The 17,502-nt window shown below is 65.3% G+C and carries 18 protein-coding genes and 6 tRNA genes; 10 read left to right on the top strand and 14 right to left on the bottom strand.

Annotated elements, in window-relative coordinates; all coding sequences use genetic code 11:
• Window positions 1–9: 9 nt before the first annotated feature.
• Window positions 10–423, bottom strand: a complete 414-nt coding sequence (locus tag C474_RS12390; protein ID WP_008387247.1) for a winged helix-turn-helix domain-containing protein — start codon at window positions 421–423, stop codon at window positions 10–12.
• Between the two features lie 97 nt (window positions 424–520).
• Between C474_RS12390 and C474_RS12385 the strand changes: the two genes are divergently transcribed.
• The gene (locus C474_RS12385; protein WP_008387246.1) at window positions 521–1,141 is read left to right on the top strand and encodes a DUF7509 family protein; all 621 of its coding nucleotides are present in this window, start codon (window positions 521–523) and stop codon (window positions 1,139–1,141) included.
• Window positions 1,142–1,405: 264 nt separating this feature from the next.
• Here C474_RS12385 and C474_RS12380 read toward each other — a convergent pair.
• Window positions 1,406–1,480, bottom strand: a tRNA-Ile gene (locus C474_RS12380).
• 105 nt (window positions 1,481–1,585) lie between these two features.
• Window positions 1,586–1,658 (bottom strand) — tRNA-Asn (locus C474_RS12375).
• Between the two features lie 145 nt (window positions 1,659–1,803).
• Between C474_RS12375 and cca the strand changes: the two genes are divergently transcribed.
• Window positions 1,804–3,168 carry a CCA tRNA nucleotidyltransferase gene (gene cca / locus C474_RS12370; RefSeq protein ID WP_008387245.1) on the top strand — a complete coding sequence of 455 codons (1,365 nt, stop codon included), beginning with the start codon at window positions 1,804–1,806 and terminating at the stop codon, window positions 3,166–3,168.
• Window positions 3,169–3,186: 18 nt separating this feature from the next.
• Here cca and C474_RS12365 read toward each other — a convergent pair whose 3' ends face one another.
• The 4 genes from C474_RS12365 to C474_RS12350 form a co-directional block, all read right to left on the bottom strand.
• Complete coding sequence (locus tag C474_RS12365) at window positions 3,187–4,203, bottom strand: histone deacetylase family protein (RefSeq protein WP_008387244.1); 1,017 nt, start codon at window positions 4,201–4,203, stop codon at window positions 3,187–3,189.
• Complete coding sequence (locus tag C474_RS12360) at window positions 4,204–4,635, bottom strand: histone family protein (RefSeq protein ID WP_008387242.1); 432 nt, start codon at window positions 4,633–4,635, stop codon at window positions 4,204–4,206. It lies immediately after the preceding gene.
• 162 nt (window positions 4,636–4,797) lie between these two features.
• Window positions 4,798–6,300, bottom strand: a complete 1,503-nt coding sequence (locus C474_RS12355) for a single-stranded DNA binding protein (RefSeq protein ID WP_008387240.1) — start codon at window positions 6,298–6,300, stop codon at window positions 4,798–4,800.
• 222 nt (window positions 6,301–6,522) lie between these two features.
• Window positions 6,523–6,897 (bottom strand): hypothetical protein, encoded by a 375-nt coding sequence (locus C474_RS12350; protein ID WP_008387238.1) that lies wholly within the window; start codon window positions 6,895–6,897, stop codon window positions 6,523–6,525.
• 162 nt (window positions 6,898–7,059) lie between these two features.
• On the opposite strand from C474_RS12350, the gene C474_RS12345 reads away from it, so the two are divergent.
• Window positions 7,060–7,132: transfer RNA gene (locus C474_RS12345), tRNA-Arg, on the top strand.
• A gap of 401 nt (window positions 7,133–7,533) precedes the next feature.
• Here the strand turns inward: C474_RS12345 and C474_RS12340 are convergent.
• A complete protein-coding gene (locus tag C474_RS12340; protein WP_008387237.1) occupies window positions 7,534–8,199 on the bottom strand; it encodes a helix-turn-helix domain-containing protein in 666 nt (221 codons plus the stop codon).
• Between the two features lie 885 nt (window positions 8,200–9,084).
• On the opposite strand from C474_RS12340, the gene C474_RS12335 reads away from it, so the two are divergent.
• Together C474_RS12335 and C474_RS12330 are read left to right on the top strand one after the other, a co-directional pair.
• Window positions 9,085–9,157: transfer RNA gene (locus C474_RS12335), tRNA-Arg, on the top strand.
• 19 nt (window positions 9,158–9,176) lie between these two features.
• Window positions 9,177–9,249 (top strand) — tRNA-Arg (locus C474_RS12330).
• 446 nt (window positions 9,250–9,695) lie between these two features.
• Here the strand turns inward: C474_RS12330 and C474_RS12325 are convergent.
• Entirely contained in the window at window positions 9,696–9,917 is a 222-nt protein-coding gene (locus C474_RS12325) for a DUF7564 family protein (RefSeq protein WP_008387235.1), read from the bottom strand.
• Between the two features lie 147 nt (window positions 9,918–10,064).
• Here C474_RS12325 and C474_RS12320 point away from each other — a divergent pair, with 147 nt between their 5' ends.
• On the top strand, window positions 10,065–10,685 hold the full coding sequence (locus C474_RS12320) for a DUF309 domain-containing protein (protein WP_008387233.1): 621 nt from the start codon (window positions 10,065–10,067) through the stop codon (window positions 10,683–10,685).
• Window positions 10,686–10,692: 7 nt separating this feature from the next.
• Here C474_RS12320 and azf read toward each other — a convergent pair whose 3' ends face one another.
• Complete coding sequence (azf, locus tag C474_RS12315) at window positions 10,693–11,493, bottom strand: NAD-dependent glucose-6-phosphate dehydrogenase Azf (RefSeq protein ID WP_008387232.1); 801 nt, start codon at window positions 11,491–11,493, stop codon at window positions 10,693–10,695.
• Window positions 11,494–11,587: 94 nt separating this feature from the next.
• Here azf and C474_RS12310 point away from each other — a divergent pair, with 94 nt between their 5' ends.
• On the top strand, window positions 11,588–11,932 hold the full coding sequence (locus C474_RS12310) for a dihydroneopterin aldolase family protein (RefSeq protein ID WP_008387230.1): 345 nt from the start codon (window positions 11,588–11,590) through the stop codon (window positions 11,930–11,932).
• Window positions 11,933–12,017: 85 nt separating this feature from the next.
• Window positions 12,018–12,560: a DUF5790 family protein gene (locus C474_RS12305; protein WP_049916943.1), complete on the top strand. Its 543-nt coding sequence runs from the start codon at window positions 12,018–12,020 to the stop codon at window positions 12,558–12,560.
• 37 nt (window positions 12,561–12,597) lie between these two features.
• Here the strand turns inward: C474_RS12305 and C474_RS12300 are convergent, their stop codons facing one another.
• Window positions 12,598–13,344: a creatininase family protein gene (locus C474_RS12300; protein WP_008387226.1), complete on the bottom strand. Its 747-nt coding sequence runs from the start codon at window positions 13,342–13,344 to the stop codon at window positions 12,598–12,600.
• A gap of 133 nt (window positions 13,345–13,477) precedes the next feature.
• Between C474_RS12300 and C474_RS12295 the strand changes: the two genes are divergently transcribed.
• On the top strand, window positions 13,478–13,777 hold the full coding sequence (locus tag C474_RS12295; RefSeq protein WP_008387224.1) for a DUF5789 family protein: 300 nt from the start codon (window positions 13,478–13,480) through the stop codon (window positions 13,775–13,777).
• A gap of 57 nt (window positions 13,778–13,834) precedes the next feature.
• Here the strand turns inward: C474_RS12295 and C474_RS12290 are convergent, their stop codons facing one another.
• The 3 genes from C474_RS12290 to C474_RS12280 form a co-directional block, all read right to left on the bottom strand.
• On the bottom strand, window positions 13,835–15,781 hold the full coding sequence (locus C474_RS12290) for an ABC transporter ATP-binding protein (RefSeq protein WP_008387222.1): 1,947 nt from the start codon (window positions 15,779–15,781) through the stop codon (window positions 13,835–13,837).
• A 106-nt stretch (window positions 15,782–15,887) separates the two neighbouring features.
• Entirely contained in the window at window positions 15,888–16,163 is a 276-nt protein-coding gene (locus C474_RS12285) for a DUF7538 family protein (protein ID WP_008387221.1), read from the bottom strand.
• 85 nt (window positions 16,164–16,248) lie between these two features.
• Window positions 16,249–16,749 carry a DUF192 domain-containing protein gene (locus C474_RS12280; RefSeq protein WP_008387220.1) on the bottom strand — a complete coding sequence of 167 codons (501 nt, stop codon included), beginning with the start codon at window positions 16,747–16,749 and terminating at the stop codon, window positions 16,249–16,251.
• An 88-nt stretch (window positions 16,750–16,837) separates the two neighbouring features.
• Between C474_RS12280 and C474_RS12275 the strand changes: the two genes are divergently transcribed.
• Window positions 16,838–16,910, top strand: a tRNA-Val gene (locus tag C474_RS12275).
• Window positions 16,911–17,502: the final 592 nt, after the last annotated feature.

The following is a 17,502-nucleotide window of genomic DNA, read 5'->3' as shown; positions in this document are numbered from 1 at the left end:
ACTCCGTGGTTACTCTTCGTCGGAGCTGTCGTACAGGCTCTCGAACTCCTGTTCGCCGCGGATCAACTCGTCGACGCCCTCCGTGAGCGTCACCTCGCCGAAGACCGTGGCCCGGTAGTACGTGTACAGTCCGTCTTGGCCTCGCTCGGTCCGCTGGTGCTTCTCGACAAGCCCGACGTCGACGAGCTTGTTGAGGTGGTAATGAAGGGTGCTGTCGTCGACGTCCATCGATTCTTCCAGTTCTTTGGGGCTCATGTCTCCGCTGTGGACGAGTCGGTACAGAATCTCGTATCTCGTCCGGTGTCCGACGGCAGCGTGCATCGCGAGGTACTCGTCGAGACTGAGGACGCTCTCCTCCGGGAGCAGGTTTTCCGGATCATCCGGGATGCTACCACTGGACCGCTGAGCGTCGTTCGTCGCCATCTTACGCGACATACTGGTGAGAGACTCTTAGGGGTTCTCAAGCCGAACATTCTCAAAAATACCCTGTTTTAAACATCCCTCGTGAGCAGGGCCACTCGTGGCCGTGGAGGTCACGCGCGACCTGATCGTCGAGCGGCTAGGACGCGTGAAGTACGACCGGTTTCTCTTCTACCTAATGGGGCCGTACAAATCGTTCAACCTCGAGTACGTTCTCAGCGAGGAGAAACAACGCGAGATCGACGTCGAAGATCTCCCGGGACCGTTACGCCGACTTTTCCAAAGCAAAGACGAGATCGACGCGGCGCAGGCACTCCTGAGACGGGTGCAAGGAGAACTCCGTGTCGACCCCGGGATAAATGCGTTTCTGGCTCTCGACGTCGACGTGGACACCGACGACGTGGACGCGGCGACACAGAGCATCGACTACACGAAATGCAGTAACGCGACCGCGTTCGTACTGCCGTTCCTTGGGCACAACTTCGGCGTGGGAGAGGAGGCTGGGAGCATCCTCGAAGCGCTCTCGGAGACGCACGGCGATCGGTTGCTCTTCGCTCACGAGGACGACGTCACGAGCGCGATGATTCGGTCAGCGAAAGTGAGGTGGGATCTTCGGGTCGAAACGTACGAGACTGGGTCGGAACTCGTCGACAAGCTCCGACTGTTCGCCGGCGGTATCATGCAGCAAGAACGGCAAGGCGGGCTCAATCGACTAGACTGATCGTAGATCCCGCTGTTACGGGGCCAGAATAACGAGAAAACGACAAAGATAGGAGATTCAGTTATAACCGAACGCTGCAGAGGACTGTCTCACGAGTTTCGAGTGAAGTCCACAGAAAGGTCGATAGAGATTCTCGAGGGACCTCCGTCGTTTCTATGGGCCCTGACGGATTCGAACCCCGGTCGCTCGCTACCGCTCGCTCCCTGGTTCGACCCGTCAGAACGTACCCGAAACACCGCTCGCTGTCGCTCGCGGGTTTATCGATGGGCCCTGACGGATTCGAACCATCGACCACTCGGTTATGAGCCGAGCGCTCTAACCAGACTGAGCTAAGGGCCCGATTCGTCCTCACCTTCCCGGGGGCACCTCTTTAGCGTTGTCGTTGCCGTCGACCGACCGCACGACGGAGCGACCGCTGGGGGAGGCGAGTTCGGGAGGAAACGACGCCGTCGCCAGGACTCGAACCTGGGACCACCTCGTTAACAGCGAGGTGCTCTACCAACTGAGCTACGACGGCTCGGGCGTGCGTCCGCACTCAGTTGTACACCGAGGAACTTTGATAGGGCTTTCGTTTTCACCCGACGGGTGCGGGGTGTGAGCGTGCGTCCGAGGCGGCCCGCACCGACACGCTTTCGCCCGCCGGCGAACAAGCCGCGAGCGACATGCCCGAGTCGGACTCCGAGGAGCTATCCCGCGTCGTCGCCCGCGTTCGCGAGCGAATCGACCCGGACGCGGCCGAGCGGTCGGCGCTCTCCGAAGCCGTCGACGCGCTCTCGGCTCGCGTCGGGGAGGCGCTCGACGAGTTGGGCGTCGCGGCCGACGTCGTCCAGGTCGGGTCGACGGCCCGCGGGACGTGGCTCTCGGGCGACCGGGACATCGACCTGTTCGTGCGCTTCCCCGAGGGAACCGACCGCGAGTCGCTGGAACGCTACGGACTCGCCGTCGGCAACGCCGTCCTTCCCGACGGACGGGAGGAGTACGCCGAGCACCCCTACGTCACCGGGACGTTCGAGGGGTTCGACGTGGATCTCGTGCCCTGTTTCGACGTCAATGACGGCGCGTCGCTCCGGTCGGCCGTCGACCGAACGCCGCACCACAACGACTACCTGCAGTCGCGCTTGGACGACGAACTCGCCGCCGAGGTCCGGGTGTTCAAGCGGTTCCTGAAGGGTATCGGCGCGTACGGGAGCGACCTCCGGACGCGGGGGTTCTCCGGCTACCTCACCGAACTGCTCGTCCTCGAACACGGGGGGTTCGAGTCGCTGCTCCGGGCCGCGGCCGACTGGCACCCGCCCGTCGAGTTCGACCCGGAAGGGCACGGCACGCGGTCGTTCGACGACCCCCTCGTCGTCGTCGACCCGACGGACCCGACGCGGAACGTCGCCGCCGTCTGCTCGGCGGAGAACGTCGCCCGCTTCCAACATTACGCGCGCGAACTCCTCGCCGACCCGAGCGTCGCGCCGTTCTTCGGCGGCGACCCGGACCCGCTTTCGTCCGAAGAGGTTCGCGAGCACGTCCGCCGGCGCGGAACCGAACCGGTGGCCGTCGTCTTCGACGCCCCCGACGTGGTCGAAGACCAACTCTACCCGCAACTGTACAAGTCGATTGCGGGCGTCGAGTCGGAACTGAGTCGAAGGGGATTCGACCCGGTGCGGACGGCGACGTTCGCGGCCGACAGCGCGGTCCTGTTCGTCGAACTCGCCCACCGGACGCTCCCGAGCGTCGAGCGTCACGGCGGCCCCCCGGTCCACGTCCGCGAGCACGCCGAGGGATTCTTCGACGCCTACGCCGACGGCGACGCCTACGGTCCGTTCCTCGACGGCGACCGCTACGCCGTCGAACGCGAACGCGAGTTCACCGACGCCGTCGACCTCTTAGAGAGCGACGCGCTGTTCGAGGTGGGACTCGGGTCGCACGTCGAGTCGTCGCTGGGGGAGGGATACGCGGTGCTGGCCGGCGAAGACGTCGGAACGCTCGCCGAGGAGTTCGGCGTCGAACTCGTGCGGTACTTCGACCCGCGGCCGTAGCCCGAGTCAGAGAAAGCGTTAGTCGTCCAGTCCGTGCGCGTCGCGCAGTTCCTCGACCAGCGACACCGTCTTCTCGTCCGGCGCTTCCTCTAGCTCCAGCGGCGAGCGGCCGTCGAACGTCTCGTGGACGATGGCGACCCCCTCAGACAGCGTGTCGAGGCCGTATCCGCCCTCGAGGACGAACGCGAGGCCGGCGTCGACGTCGTCGGCGATGCTCCGGACGCCGTCGGTCATCTGCGCGTACCCCTCCGTGGAGACGCGCATCCGCGAGATGGGGTCGTGGCGGTGGGCGTCGAACCCGGCGCTGACGATGAACAGGTCGGGGTCGAACCGTTCGACCGCCGGTCGAAGCACGTCCTCGACGAACAGGTGGTAGTCGGCGTCGCCCGCGCCGGCCGCCAAGGGGGCGTTCAGCGTCGCCCCCTCGCCGTCGCCCGCGCCGAGTTCGTCCACCTCGCCGGTGCCGGGGTAGAGGCCGTCCTCGTGGACCGAGGCGTAGAACACGTCGCCGCGGTCGTAGAAGATGTCCTGCGTGCCGTTGCCGTGGTGGACGTCCCAATCGAAGATGGCGACACGCTCGACGTCCAGGTCGTCGGCCTCGATGACCGTCTGGGCGGCGACGGCGGCGTTGTTGACGAAGCAAAATCCCATGGCGTCGTCCTCGACGGCGTGGTGACCCGGCGGTCGGCCGATGGCGAACGGGGTGTCCCGGGCGTCGGCGCCCTCGACGGCCGCGCGCGCGCCCCACTGGGAGAGGCCGGCCGACGCGAGGGCGGCGTCCCAGGTGTCTTCGGAGGCGACGGTGTCGGGGTCCCAGTTACCGCCGCCGCCCTCGCAGAACTCCCGAATCTCGGCGACGTAGTCGTCGTCGTGGACCGACGCGACGTCCTCGTCGGTGGCGGACGAGGCGTCGACGTACTCCGCGCCGTGTCGCTTGGCCAGCGCCCGGCGGATGGCCCGGAGGCGGTCGGCGGTCTCGGGGTGCCGCTTGCCGGTGTCGTGTGCGAGGCAGGTCTCGCTGTAGCCGAACTGCATCTACTCGAAGAGGGAGAAGTACGTCTCGATGTCCTCCGCCTGTATCGTTCGGCGGTCGGCGTGTCGAGCGAGTTTCGCCGCGGCACCGGCGACGTTGTCGGCGTAGTCTTCGAGGATGTCCGCGAGAGCGATGCGGGCGTCCATCGAGACGCGGTAGCGGTCGTCGACGTCGAGGCGAGCGATACGGTCGATAGGGGCGATGGGGAGTTCGAGTTCGTTCCGCGGGACGACCTGTTCGACGCCGAAGTCCGACGCCATCAGGGTCTTGCGGCCGTCCTCGCGGGCGCGTTCGGCCGCGTCGATAGCGAGCTCCGAGCCGCGCCGCTGGATGCGGCGGGCGAGTTCCTCCGCGGCATCGGCGCTGACCCGAAGGTCACCGGCGTTGCGGCGGATGATCGTGTCGACCGGTGCGAACGGTAACTCGACACTCATACCCACATATGCCGGGCGTGCGGCGTATAATCCTTTCCGTAGCGGCTCTCGACGCCTCTCGGCGGGCGTGGCGGCGCGTCCGCTCGCGAGGCGCGACCGAGCTTTCGGGACTCCGATCGGTCGAACGTCGGACGGGCGAGTCGGAAGGGAAGCCGTGAGCGGTCAGCGCGTGACCGACTCGACCTCGGTGGCGTCGATGCGGCCCTCGCGGACCGGCCCGCGGACGGTCACCTCGGCGCCCAGTTGGAGGCTCTCCGTCGTCTCGACGCTCCGCGTCTCCGTCCCGTCGTCCAAGACGACCGGACTGCCCGACTGCACGACGGTGCCGGTGAACTCCTCGACGGTCGCGCCTCCGGCGTCGCCGGCCGTGCCGTCGTCGGCGCCCGCGGTAGCCGCGTCCGCCTCCGTATCACCCGCGTTCGTCCCCGCCTCGTCGCCGTCCGACGACCCGGCGTCGGCGGACGAACTTCCGTCCCCGAAGGCGTCGAGGCCGCGCGACTGCGACTGCTGCGCGCCGCCCCCGCTCTCGGCGTCGGCACCAGTGCCGGCCGCGCCCTCGGGCGCCTCGTCCATCACCGAGACCGTGGAGCGCCACCCGGCGGAGGCTTCGAGGTCCTCCTGCCAGCCGTCCTGTATCTCCACGTCGGTGAAGACGACGTAGTCCGCGAGGTCGATGTCGGCGTCGGCCTTCTCGCCCCACATGGCGACGCGGATGTCGCCGGTGTCGTCTTTCACGCGGACGTTTCGAACCTGCCCCTCGGAGCCGTCGTCGCGGTCGAACGTCCGCTTGGGGTCCGTCTCGATGACGCCGCCGGCGATGTCGACCGTCTGGTCGAGTTCGAGCGACCCGATGTCGGCCGTCTCGGGGACGTACTCCACGTCCTCGTCGAGTTCCGCCACCGTCCCGCGGTTGCCGACGTGCAGTTCGAGGCTGCCGTCGCGTTCGCGGACGTAACCGTCGACGACTTCGACGGTGACGTCGGCGTCGAACTCCTCTGTGAGGTCGGCCTTCTCGTCCCACAGCGTCACGCGGATGCGACCCGTCGGGTCGCCTAGGGTCAGGTTGGCGACGCGACCCTCCGAACCGTCGTCGCGCGAGAACGTGCGGACGCTGTCGGTGCTGAGGACGCGCCCCTTCAGATTCACGTCCGAGAGGCCGAGCGAGAGGTCCTCGACGCGGTAGCTATCCTGCGTCTGCACGTCTATCTCGGCCTCGGAGTCGGGTTCGACCTTGTCGACGTTGACCTCGACGCCGTTGTAGCCGTCCTTCGGCCGGCCGGCGATGCGGAGGACCTGTCCGACTTCGAGTTTCTCGACGACGTCCTCGGCCATCGCGTCCCACATCGAGATGCGAATTCGGCCCGTCTCGTCGGCGACTTCGACGTTGACCACGCGGCCGTCCTCGTCCTCGCCGTCGCGTTCGAACGTGCGGAGTTCACCGACGCTCATCACCTTCCCGAGGAACTTCACGTCGTCCATGCCGGGTTCGATGTCGGCGATGCCCTCGACCTCCTCGTCGCGGAGTTCGTGCGCGATGAGCATCGCCGCCGTCTCGTCGTCGGCGAGGCCGCCCATCTGCTCGACCTTGTCGTTCACGGCGGCCTCGAACTCCTCGAACGGCACGTCGGTGTCGAGGTCGTCGTACACCTCCTCGATGGCACCCATCTACGCGGCACCCCCGTCGCGGTGTCGGCGACGCGCTTCGGTCCGGACGGCACTGTCCGGTGCTCGGAGCGGAGCGACCACAATCATACACGGGTTCAAGGTAGGCCCGCGCTTAAGCGTTGTCTTGTCGGGAGTACCCGGCCGCTGTCCCCCGATTTCGGCGTCTCGGTCTGGCACGGTGAGACTGGCCCCCTCATCCAAGAAAAACGTTCGTCGCCTCGGTCAGAGCGACGCGGTGAGCGCCTCCCGGCGTCCGTCGGCGTCGTCCTCGACGAGCGTCACCGACCCCGGCAGACCGCCGGCGAACTCGACGGCGACTTCGTAGCCGAGGTCCACGACGGCCTGGATGCTCATCGGCCCCGCGTCCGGGTCCGTCTCGGTGGCGACGACGACGCGGAGTTCGTCCGTCTTCGAGTCGTACGTCGCATCGTCGAGGGCGGCCATCACGGAGCCGTTCCGTCCGCGAACGCACCCGCGGCAGACGACGGCGTCGTCGCGCGTTTCTATCGCCGCTTCGGGGCTGCCTTCGAGGGCGGAGAGCGCCGCAGACCGGACCGTCGGCGCCTCGTCCGCGTTGTCGGTCGTATCGTCGGTCATGGTCCACCCGACGCGCTCCGCGGTGTTAGAGCCACCGAGGGTTCGGCGGACGTTCGTGATGGAGGAGGACGAGACGGGGTCGTTCCGTGCGGCGAGGTGACACGGCTCTGGAGGACATCGTATCGGAACCGATTTCAAGGGGAGATGACTACGTTTGAGTGAGTCCTGATAGGGTAGTGGACTATCCTCCTGGCTTGCGGAGCCAGGGACCGGAGTTCAAATCTCCGTCAGGACGCTCATTTCATTCNGGGACTCCGTCAGGACGTTTCTGCGAGGCGCTACGCGACGAGCGAAGCGAGGAGCCCGCGCCGGTTTCTGCGTTGTACAGGGAGATTTGCAGCGAGCGAACGTCGTGAGCGAGTGAGTTCAAATCTCCGTCAGGACGTTTTCAGCGTGCTACGTCGCGAGCGCAGCGAGGAGTCTACACCGGCTTGTGCGCCACCGCGAAGATTTGGGCGATGAACCAACACGGTGATGGAGTGAAGTACCGCGGTGAAACCACGGTCAGAAACCGGTCTCGGTGGTGGTGCTGAATACGGCGCACGTCTCCACCACGACACGCACCCTGTCACGTCGGCTGAGACGCGGGTCTCCCCCACGGGAGTGCGTCGCCTCCACTGCCCCGGTGGCCGTCGGTCAATCCGGCGCTTCGCTGTCGTCCATCAGAGACGATACGATAAGTCGTCTGATTCCGCGCCGAAGGAGACCACTGGCTGCGGGTTGAGAGATATCCAGATCGGCGGCGACCTCGCCGAGAGTGGCGTCCCGCGGTTCCTCGAAATACCCCGTTTCGAGTGCGACGAGAAGTGCGTCTCGTTGGCTGTCGGTCAATCCGGCGTCCGTACTCCCTAAACTAGCGTATTCGTTCACGCGCAGTAGATCGAGATCGATGCCGTTCTGTTGGGCGTAGTCCCAGAGGTGGACGAGGTCCGTTCGCTCGGGGATCCACACCGTGAGAATCCAAGCGCTTCCGTCGTTCTCCATGTCGAGGACGACACCGTTGGCGGCCGAGATTACCGGCGAGAGAATCTTCGCTTCGTCTGTATACTCGAAGCTATAGATAGCCTTCTTGCCTCTAGTGTCGATGACCCGCCCGTATTCGCGAATGGTGCTATCGTTCCGCAACCCGTCCTCGAACTGGGAGAAGTCGGAGGACTCTATCTGATAGAAGAACTTTCCCGACGTCGGGTCGGTTCCCGCCTCGGACACCGACCTGACTTTCGAGCTTTGGTCGTGGGCGACTGTCTGTGAGAGGACGATATCCGGATGCTCGGCTCGGACGACCGCTTTGACGTCAGTCATGTTCTCTGGAATCGCAGTGTTACCGCATCGAATGTCCCGGGAAGGGTTTCGAGACGCTTGGTGAGACCCGACACCGCGGTGCTCGCTACCGGGGTCGTAGCGCTGGCCGTGAAGTGGCGTAACTGAGCCGGTCGGTCGCTGGTCGTGAATACGAGGCTATCGGTCGACTCTCCGCGTCTCACGCGTGTCGAGCGAACCGGGTCAGTCAATCGGGAAGTAGTGCAGTCTCCCCCCGAGCCGACTGTTGCAACGCGTTCGTCCACGGCTATATCTATATTTCAGCCTCGTGGGTAAAAAGCATCTTCCAGATCCGCTCCAATTGACTAACTACGAACGGCGGGTCGGACCCGGCGGGGTGGTAAAATTTCGATTCGGTCTCTCCGGTCGGCCCGTCGACGCGGGTTCGCTGTGGCATACAGATCAAAAGACGACCCGTAACCGCATCGGTTTGTATCTTAACCGTATAACCCACTTATACCGTGTCCACCTGGTTCGTACTTTCCTGACTCTTCCGTACGTCGCTCGGTGGACGCGGTGAGAAGTGACTGAGAGCGAATGCGAGGACAGCAATCGACCCAGAGGGCGCCGCACGAGACTTTCGATACGCGTCCACCTCCGTTCCGAATCAGTGTGCCGATAGCGCTGCCGACCCGCGCGCTTGTTTTGTTCCAGCGGCCGCCTTACCGCGGGCCCACAAAGCCCGACCGCGACAGACATCCTCTCTGTTCCGCAGCACATCCCGCTCGTGAGATATCACCCTGTTCACGTGGCACTCTGCGGCGAACAGGGCGAGAGTCCTACGGAACGACTCGGTATCTCGTCGTCTCGGAAACGAACCAACAACATCGTAACCGTCTTAAGTGGATGCGCTGTATCGAAGAGTGAGTCCTGATAGGGTAGTGGACTATCCTCCTGGCTTGCGGAGCCAGGGACCGGAGTTCAAATCTCCGTCAGGACGCTCATTTCATTCNGAGTGAGTCCTGATAGGGTAGTGGACTATCCTCCTGGCTTGCGGAGCCAGGGACCGGAGTTCAAATCTCCGTCAGGACGCTCATTTCATTCGCGACCTGACGTGCCCCACGCTCGCGTCCGCTCGCGTGGGACTCCGTCAGGACGTTTCTGCGAGGCGCTACGCGACGAGCGAAGCGAGGAGCCCGCGCCGGTTTCTGCGTTGTACAGGGAGATTTGNGGGACTCCGTCAGGACGTTTCTGCGAGGCGCTACGCGACGAGCGAAGCGAGGAGCCCGCGCCGGTTTCTGCGTTGTACAGGGAGATTTGAGCAACGAGCGAACGTCGTGAGCGAGTGAGTTCAAATCTCAGTCAGGACGTTTTCAGCGCGCTACGTCGCGAGCGACGCTTCCGCTTGCTCACGGAGCCGAAGGTTCCGCGCCTGTTCCACCTGACGGACCCAGACTCGCGTCTATCCGCGTGTGAGCCCGCTAAAACGGGTTCCGCGCGATCTGATGGACGGACGCGGAACCACCGGTCGGTGCCGACTACTCCTCATCGTACCGCGACGGCGCGTCGTCCTCGTCGACGATGCGCCGGACGGAGGAGACGACGCGCGAGCGTATCGGACGAGGTTTGGGTCGCCCGCGGTCAGGTTGGCGAGTTGACCACGTCTCGTGGCAGTCGCTGCAGTAGTTGCCCTTGTAGATACTCGTGAACAGGTACGGGTCGCCGCACCCGATGCAGGTGGAGGTGGTGAGTCGTTTCATCCAACGTCCCCCGCGGGAGTCGAGGGTTGGAGTATGTCCATATGCTATCAAATAACATATGTCCCGAGAGTAGATAAGCTTGTCACCGAGAACGAACGAGGGATCGCTCGCGTGGGGTATTTACCGCCGGGAGAACCTCGGAGACGTATGGAAGGAGCGCTCCGCGTCGGCGCGGCGGTGTTCAACGGGGGGGACCACCACGCCGCCCACGACGCGTGGGAGGACGAGTGGCTACCGCTCGACGAGGGAACCGCCGACGAGCGACTGCTGCACGGTCTCATCCAGTACACCGCGGCGGTGTACCACGCGCGGACCCGCAACTGGAGCGGTGCGCGGGGACTGGCCGAGAGTGCGAGCGGCTACCTCGGCGAGGTGGCGTCGGACTACCGCGAGGTGAACGTCGGGGAGGTTCGGGCGTATCTCGACCGTCTGGCCGCCGACCCGGAGTTCGCCGAGCGAGCGTCGCCCGTCCCGCTGACCGTCGGCGGCGTCGCCGTGCGCGCGGAGGACCTCTCGTTCGAGGAGGCCGTCGCGGCGGCGCGACTCCTCGCCGAAGACGGGGAGCGGTGGGACGAGAGCGTCGTCGACGACGCCGCGCGCTACGGGCGCGAGGAGGTCGAATCGGGGGCCTCGACGACGCGGTTCGTCGCGTTGCTGTTCGAGTTCGTCGGCGGCGGGGAACGGCGGGGTCTCGTCTACCAGCGGTTGCGAGAGCACGCCGAACGGCGGCGCGGACGGGAGGCGGACGTGTCCGGGCTGTTCGAGTGAGGAGTCGTCAGTCGTCGTCGCCGTTCGCGCAGTCGCTCTCGTCCTCGTCCTCGTATTCGGCAGAGTTGTCCGTCGGTTCGTAGCCGAGGACGGACCGCGCGCGTTCGATGGAGTAGTATCTGCGGTCGTTGTCGCTGATTCCGTACACGGTCTCGTAGTCGTAGTCGGCGAGGACGCAGCGCTCGAACAGATTCGCGCAGTCGCGGTACGAGAGCCACATCGCCTGTCCGCGTTCGTAGTCGATGGGCGGATGCCCCTCGGTGAGGTTGCCGATGCGGACGTTGACGACGGAGATGTCGTGGTTGTCGTGGTAGTAACGGCCGAGGATTTCGCCGGTCGCCTTGCTCACGCCGTAGAGGTTGCTCGGACGCGGGAGTTCGGTGCCGTTGAGGCGGAAGTCGTCCTCGGGACGGTAGAGGTCCGGCGTCCGGTCGGTCGTCTCGTAGGCGCCGACGGCGTGGTTCGACGACGCGAAGGCGAACTTCTCGACGCCGGCCTCCACGGCCGCCTGAAAGAGCGTGTGCGTGCCGTCGATGTTGTTCCGAAGGACGCTGTCCCACGGCGCCTCCGGACGCGGGTCGCCGGCGAGGTGGATGACGGCGTAGACGCCGTCTATCGCCTCGCGGACGCCCGCCTCGTCGGTAATGTCCGTCGCGAACACGTCGTCGTCGGGCACCGAGTCCGGCCGTTTCGATTCGCCCAACTGTTCTCGATCCAGCAGTCGCCACTCGAATCGGTCCCCGATGTGCCGGAGAATGGCCTGTCCGACACGCCCGCCAGCCCCTGTCAGCAGAACCGGTTCGTCCATTCGATACCTACTCTGCGAAGGACGGCTAAGAAATATCCGATTCACGCCGCACGCGAGGCGACACGTCTATGGCCGCTCCCTCGGAGCCACGTCCATGCCCACGGACGCCGAAAACGCCTGCTTCGAGGCGGGAATCAAGTTCGGATCGCTGTACCACCAGTTCGCCGGAACGCCCGTCAGCCCCGAGAGCGCCGACAGTCTCGCGCGGGCGATGGAGGAATCGATAGAGAACCAACCCCACTGCGAGGACGTGCGCGTGACGGTGCTCGAAGACGAATTGGCGGCCGAACTCGCGGCGTCGGCGGCCGACTACACGGAACTGACGGGGCGGTTCCTCGAAGTCGAGATGGACGTCGAGTACGAGGGGACGGCCGTGCGGACGCGGATGGAGATGGAGGACGGCTACCCGCTGATGAAGCTCGTCTCCGTCGACGGGTGAATCCGCGTCGAGACGGGTCCTCGTACCGGATTTCACTTTCACTTTCGGGCATGTATTTAAACCACTTCGCGTCGAAACGACGGGTATGAGTAGCCAGAGCACACTCGCTGATGACGACCTGTTCGGAGAGGCTGCTGAGGAGATGCGTGCGGACGTCGAAGAACACCTCGACGCCGCCCGGAGCGCGCTTCCCGCCACGGACGACGTCTGGGACGCCGAAGCCGACAACGTCCTCGGCGTCCTCAACGGCCTGCGTTCCTCGTTAGACGTGGGTGACGCCGACGACCACCTGCGACAGGCCAAGAAGACGTTCATCATCGGCCAGCGAGCCGAGGCGTTCGAGGACGCAGACGACTTGGAAGAAGAGATAGAGTCGATGACGGAACTGCTCGACTCCATCCGCGAGGCGGGCGAACTCGTCGGTGAGCTCACGAGCACGATGCCGCAACTGCGGAGTCAGTTGCAGGAGGCCGAGGACGCCGCCGAAGCGGCGGCCGAAGACGCTGACGAGGAAGAAACGGAAGAAGTGGACGAAGCCGAGGCGGACGCCGACGAGGAAGAAGAGGAGACCGAAGCGGACGCCGACGCCGACGAGGAGTCGGCGGACGAGGCCGAAGCGGACGACTGACGCGGGAGCCCCTTCCTCGCGTCTCGCACTCGCCGACTCACTCCCGTCGGTCGGGCCGCGAGACGTCCCGTTCCGCGACGGCCGACGTGAGTCGCGCCAGCGACGCCGCCGCCAGTTCGAGTAGTTCCTCACCCACCTCCGCGGTCCCCGTCGAGGGGTCCCCGACGACGCCGTTCTCGGTGAACTCCGCGGAGTCGTGCGCCAGGTTGACGCCGGCGTTCCAGTCGCCCCAGCGCGGACTCCCACCGTCGCGCGCCTCCTCGATGCGGTCGTCGCGCACCAGTTCGGGGGCGACCCGTCGGAGCAGCGCCGTCTCCAGTTTGCCGCCGTGTCCCATCTCCGAGCCGTAGTCGCCGACGGCCTCGAACCACGTGAACGCGACGGCGTAAACGTCGTCCTCGCGGGTCATCGTCCCCGTCACCTCGCGCAGGGCGTCGACGTTCCCGCCGTGACCGTTGACGACGACCACCCGGTCGAACCCGTGCGAGGCGAGACTGGTCGCCGTCTCCCGGACCGTGTCGCGGAACGTGTCCGGCGAGAGCCACAGCGTCCCCGGGAACTGCCGGTGTTCGGCCGCGACGCCGACGGGGAGGGTCGGCGCGACGACCACCTCGCCGTCGTACGCCTCGGCGCCGGCGTCGGCGACGGCTTCGGCGGTGAACGCGTCCGTTCCGAGCGGCGCGTGCGGGCCGTGCTGTTCGGTGCTGCCGACCGGGAGATAGGCGATGTCCGTCTCCCCTGCGAGATCCGATACGTCCGTCCACGTCGCCTCCGAGAGTCGCATACCCCGCTGTCCGCGCCGGAGTCGCTTGTAACCGGCGGGAGCGCTCGGGGTCGAACGCGCACCGGCGTGCGGGACGAGACCCAGGGACGGGACGGCCCAAAGACCATTCAAGCGGGACCGAGAATGCCGGTGTATGAGTGACGAACGAAGCCAAGGCGTCGACTTCGGCGAGTTGGGCGACGAACTGGAGAACCACGACTACCCGGCGACGCCCGACGAACTGACCGAGGAGTACGGCGACCGAACCGTCGAGTACAACGACGGCGAGGAGCGGTTCGGGGACGTCATCGAAGGCGTCGGCGTCGACGAGTTCGAGTCGGCCGAGGAAGTGTTCGAGACGGTGATGATGATGGTCGGCGGCGAGGCGGCCGACGAGGGTCACAGCGACCGCGGAGCCGGTACGGCCCCCGACGAAGAGACCGACTCGTTCTGAGCGGTCGAACCGACTCGTTCTGAGCGGTCGAACCGACTCGAGCGACTCCGCTCTTTCTCAGTCGTCGCCGGACTCGGATTCCACCGTCGTCCGCGACGCGCGGCGGCTCGCGCGCTCGACGAACTCCTCCGGTAGCTCGTCTATCTCGCCGGCCTGCACGCCCCACAGGTGCGCGTAGAGGCCGTCCTCGGCGAGCAGGTCCTCGTGCCCCCCTCGTTCGACCACCCGGCCGTCTTCGAGGACGAGGATGGTGTCGGCGTCCTTGATGGTCGAAAGACGGTGGGCGATGCTGAACGTCGTCCGGTCCTCCGTGAGGCGGTCCAAGGAGCGCTGGATGAGCATCTCGGTCTCGGTGTCGACGTCGGAGGTGGCCTCGTCCAACACCAGAATCTCCGGGTCTTTGAGGATAGCGCGGGCGATGGAGAGCCGCTGGCGCTGTCCGCCCGAGAGCTTCACGCCGCGTTCGCCTATCTCGGTGTCGTAGCCCTCCGGGAGGTTCGAGATGAAGCCGTGCGCCTCGGCGGCCTTCGCGGCCTCGACGACCTCGTCGGCGGCGGCGCCGAACGACCCGTACTTGATGTTCTCGGCGACGGTGCCGTAGAACATGAACGTGTCCTGACTCACGTAGCCGATGGCTCGCCGGAGACTCGGGATGGTCACGTCGCGGACGTCGGTGCCGTCGACTTCGATGGCCCCCTCGTCGACGTCGTACATCCGGAGGAGGAGTTTCAGCACCGTCGACTTCCCGGCGCCCGTCGGACCGACCAGGGCGAGCGTCTCGCCGCCGCCGACCTCGAAGGAGACGTCCTCGACGATGGTCTCCTCCTCGTCGTAGCCGAACGTCACGTCGTCGTAGACGACTTCGCCCTCGTCGACGACGAGTTCGTCCGCGTCGGGGTGCTCGGTGATGCGGGAGGGTTCGTCCATCAGACCGAAGATGCGGGCGCTGGAGGCCTTCGCGCGCTGGTACATATTAATTATTTGACCGAATTGGGCCATCGGCCAGATGAACCGCTGGGTGAAGACGATGAAGCCGACGAACTCGCCGGGGGTGAGCGAGCCGCTGAAAAAGAGCGGTGCGGCCCCGGTCGACTGGTAGGTGAGCACCCAGACGCCGCCGATGAGGAAGGTGAGGACGAAGCCGACGCCCGCCATGACGCGGAGCGCCGGGAAGAACTTGATGCGCGTGCCGATGGCGTCCCAGTTGGCGTCGAAGTAGTCCCCGGAGACGTCCTCGACGCGGTCGGACTCGAAGCTCTCGGTGTTCGAGGTTTTGATGACCTGGATGCCGCCGAGGTTGTTCTCCAGTCGGGAGTTGACGCGACCGACCGACGAGCGGACGTCGGCGTACTTCGGTTGGATGGTCTGGATGAACCGGTAGGTGAAGTAGCCGATGAGGGGGACGACGAGCAGAGTGACGATGGCCAACTGCCAGTTCCAGTAGATGAGGATGGCGGCGATGCCGACGACCATCACGCCGAGGCGGAACGCGGAGTTCATCCCGTCGTTGAGGAATCGTTCGAGGCGATTGACGTCGTTCGAGAGGATAGACATCATCTCGCCGGTCTGCTTGTCGGCGAAGAAGTCCATGTTGAGCCGCTGCATCTTGTCGTAGGTGTCCGTTCGGACGGCGTGCTGGATGTGCTGAGAGAAGGAGTTCCAGCCCCAGTTGCGGGACCAGTGGAACGCCGCGCCGCCGAAGAAGGCGAGGGCGATGAGCGCCGTCGAGAGGTAGAGCTGTCCCGTCTGCGTACCGGGCACCCACGCGTCGGGAACGAACCAGAGGCTGAACGTCCGCTCGTCGAGGAAGATGGCGTCGACGGCGACGGTGAGCAACACCGGGGGGATGAGGTCGAGGAGGCGGGCGACGACGCTGGAGAGCAGGCCGACGACGAACGCGAGCGAGTTCTCGCGTCCGTACTCGGCGAAGAGCCGACGCATCGGATCGTCGACGTTCGCCCGTTGGTCCTCGAAGGGGTCGTCTTCGTCTACGGGAGGAGCCATTAGCGTTTTTCGGGGGCGGTCGCACTAAAGCGTTCGTTACGAACCGAAACACTCCGTAATTCGGCGCGTCCCGGGGGTCAGACCGGACCGGTCCGGGACCCGGACCTCAGAGATGCCGCGACTCCACCTCGGGGTCGATACCGGCCTCGGAGAGGTCCTCCCGGACGCGCGCTCGAAGGGGGTCGGGAACCGTGTCGCGGCCGACGGGAACCGCCGTCTCGCCGTCGCCCTTCACCTTCCAGTAGAGGACGCACGCGGAGGGTTCGTAGTACTCGATGCTGTATCGGTCGCCGGCGCCGCGGTAGTGGACGCGGGCGGCGAACCCCTCGGCGTGCCAGCCGTCCAAGTCGGCGAGCGCGGCGGCGTCTGCGGCGTCGCTCATACCCGAGTTCGTCGCTCGTCGGCCCTCGGTGTTTCGCTTCCGGGCGGCCGTCGGTGGAACATGCAGTCGGTCGGAGGCGTCGCCGTCAGTAGTCGTCGATTCGGACGGTATCACCCACGTCGACGCCGGTTTCGTTGGTGTAGCCGTACGGCACTTCGAGCACGTACTTCCCGGTGCCGCGGTACCTCGTCAGGTCGTCCCCGGAGGCGCCCTCGGACGGGAGTTCGGCGTGGTGTATCCGCGTGATGGTGCCGTTGGCGTCGACGAAGACGATGTCAAGCGGGAAGGCCATCTCCCGCATCACGTAGGCGTATTCGCCCTCCTCGTCGTGGACGAACAGCATCCCCTCGTCGGCACCGAGCGATTCGGTGTCACTGAGACCCGTGTAGCGTTTCTCGTAGGAGTCGGCGACGCGTACGTCGACTTTCGTCACCACCTCGCCCTCGGAGACGATAGAGACGGACGTCCGGTTGTAATCGCCGCCGGGGAGCAGCGTTGGGTTGGAGGCGACGACGAGTGCGCCAACCGAGACGAGGACGAGGGCGGCGAGGAGAACCGACCCGAGCGAGTACCGCGAATCGACCATACCCGGAGAACGGACGCGGTGGACCTAACGGTTCCCCCGCGCGGCGATTGGAAACCGTTATCCGCGTGTACGGATTGATTCGTGTTGCGGGCTCGTGGTCTAGTGGTTATGACGCTTCCCTTACAAGGAAGAGATCGGTGGTTCGACTCCGCCCGAGCCCACTACAACCCGTGAGCGACAGCGAACAGTGTTGTAGGGACGAGAGGGCGGTCGAACTCGGGAGTGAAAGATCTTAGTTCGACTCCGCGCAAGCCCACTTCTGGAAAGTACGCCTCTACAGCCTTCGGGACGCTCCTTGTCGCCACTCCCGTCGGAATCAGTCGTTGGCGGAAATAGGAGGTCGAGAACCGACACGTTTCGGGTGATCCGGATATACTGCACTCCCCTATTCGTTGGATTTAAATACCATGCGACACATAGACACACATGGGAGGGCCAGTCGATATGGCCTTCTGGTAGACCTGTCGGGCACACAGGCCCAACCAGAACCTGTGCATTAGCTAGCAACCCAAACGCGTGAATACGCTTCCTCGTTGATTGTCGGGGAGAAGTCACCGAGAGTCCGCACGCCCCGCCCGGCACGTCTGCCTTTCCGTCCTGATTCGTTACGCGACGACAGTCGCGACTCGGGCGGAATACTATTCTCGAAGCGTTGTGACGTTTCCTCCTGAGCAGAGAACGCGAGGAGTGGTTCGTTCCCGCCGACTTCAGCAACAATTCGCGAGCGTCGCGACTTACGGAAACGCACTACAT

This window comes from Halogeometricum pallidum JCM 14848 (genome assembly GCF_000337095.1).
GTDB lineage: Archaea > Halobacteriota > Halobacteria > Halobacteriales > Haloferacaceae > Halogeometricum > Halogeometricum pallidum.
Note: the sequence above shows the minus strand (reverse complement) of the source record. Positions and strands in the feature narration are given on the sequence as shown.

Coding starts and splice junctions, on each gene's coding strand:
- C474_RS12390 (WP_008387247.1), bottom strand. CDS start 423: ATGGCGACGAACGACGCTCAGCGGTCCAGTGGTAGCATCCCGGATGAT.
- cca (WP_008387245.1), top strand. CDS start 1,804: ATGCCCGAGTCGGACTCCGAGGAGCTATCCCGCGTCGTCGCCCGCGTT.
- C474_RS12365 (WP_008387244.1), bottom strand. CDS start 4,203: ATGCAGTTCGGCTACAGCGAGACCTGCCTCGCACACGACACCGGCAAG.
- C474_RS12360 (WP_008387242.1), bottom strand. CDS start 4,635: ATGAGTGTCGAGTTACCGTTCGCACCGGTCGACACGATCATCCGCCGC.
- C474_RS12355 (WP_008387240.1), bottom strand. CDS start 6,300: ATGGGTGCCATCGAGGAGGTGTACGACGACCTCGACACCGACGTGCCG.
- C474_RS12350 (WP_008387238.1), bottom strand. CDS start 6,897: ATGACCGACGATACGACCGACAACGCGGACGAGGCGCCGACGGTCCGG.
- C474_RS12340 (WP_008387237.1), bottom strand. CDS start 8,199: ATGACTGACGTCAAAGCGGTCGTCCGAGCCGAGCATCCGGATATCGTC.
- C474_RS12325 (WP_008387235.1), bottom strand. CDS start 9,917: ATGAAACGACTCACCACCTCCACCTGCATCGGGTGCGGCGACCCGTAC.
- C474_RS12320 (WP_008387233.1), top strand. CDS start 10,065: ATGGAAGGAGCGCTCCGCGTCGGCGCGGCGGTGTTCAACGGGGGGGAC.
- azf (WP_008387232.1), bottom strand. CDS start 11,493: ATGGACGAACCGGTTCTGCTGACAGGGGCTGGCGGGCGTGTCGGACAG.
- C474_RS12310 (WP_008387230.1), top strand. CDS start 11,588: ATGCCCACGGACGCCGAAAACGCCTGCTTCGAGGCGGGAATCAAGTTC.
- C474_RS12305 (WP_049916943.1), top strand. CDS start 12,018: ATGAGTAGCCAGAGCACACTCGCTGATGACGACCTGTTCGGAGAGGCT.
- C474_RS12300 (WP_008387226.1), bottom strand. CDS start 13,344: ATGCGACTCTCGGAGGCGACGTGGACGGACGTATCGGATCTCGCAGGG.
- C474_RS12295 (WP_008387224.1), top strand. CDS start 13,478: ATGAGTGACGAACGAAGCCAAGGCGTCGACTTCGGCGAGTTGGGCGAC.
- C474_RS12290 (WP_008387222.1), bottom strand. CDS start 15,781: ATGGCTCCTCCCGTAGACGAAGACGACCCCTTCGAGGACCAACGGGCG.
- C474_RS12285 (WP_008387221.1), bottom strand. CDS start 16,163: ATGAGCGACGCCGCAGACGCCGCCGCGCTCGCCGACTTGGACGGCTGG.
- C474_RS12280 (WP_008387220.1), bottom strand. CDS start 16,749: ATGGTCGATTCGCGGTACTCGCTCGGGTCGGTTCTCCTCGCCGCCCTC.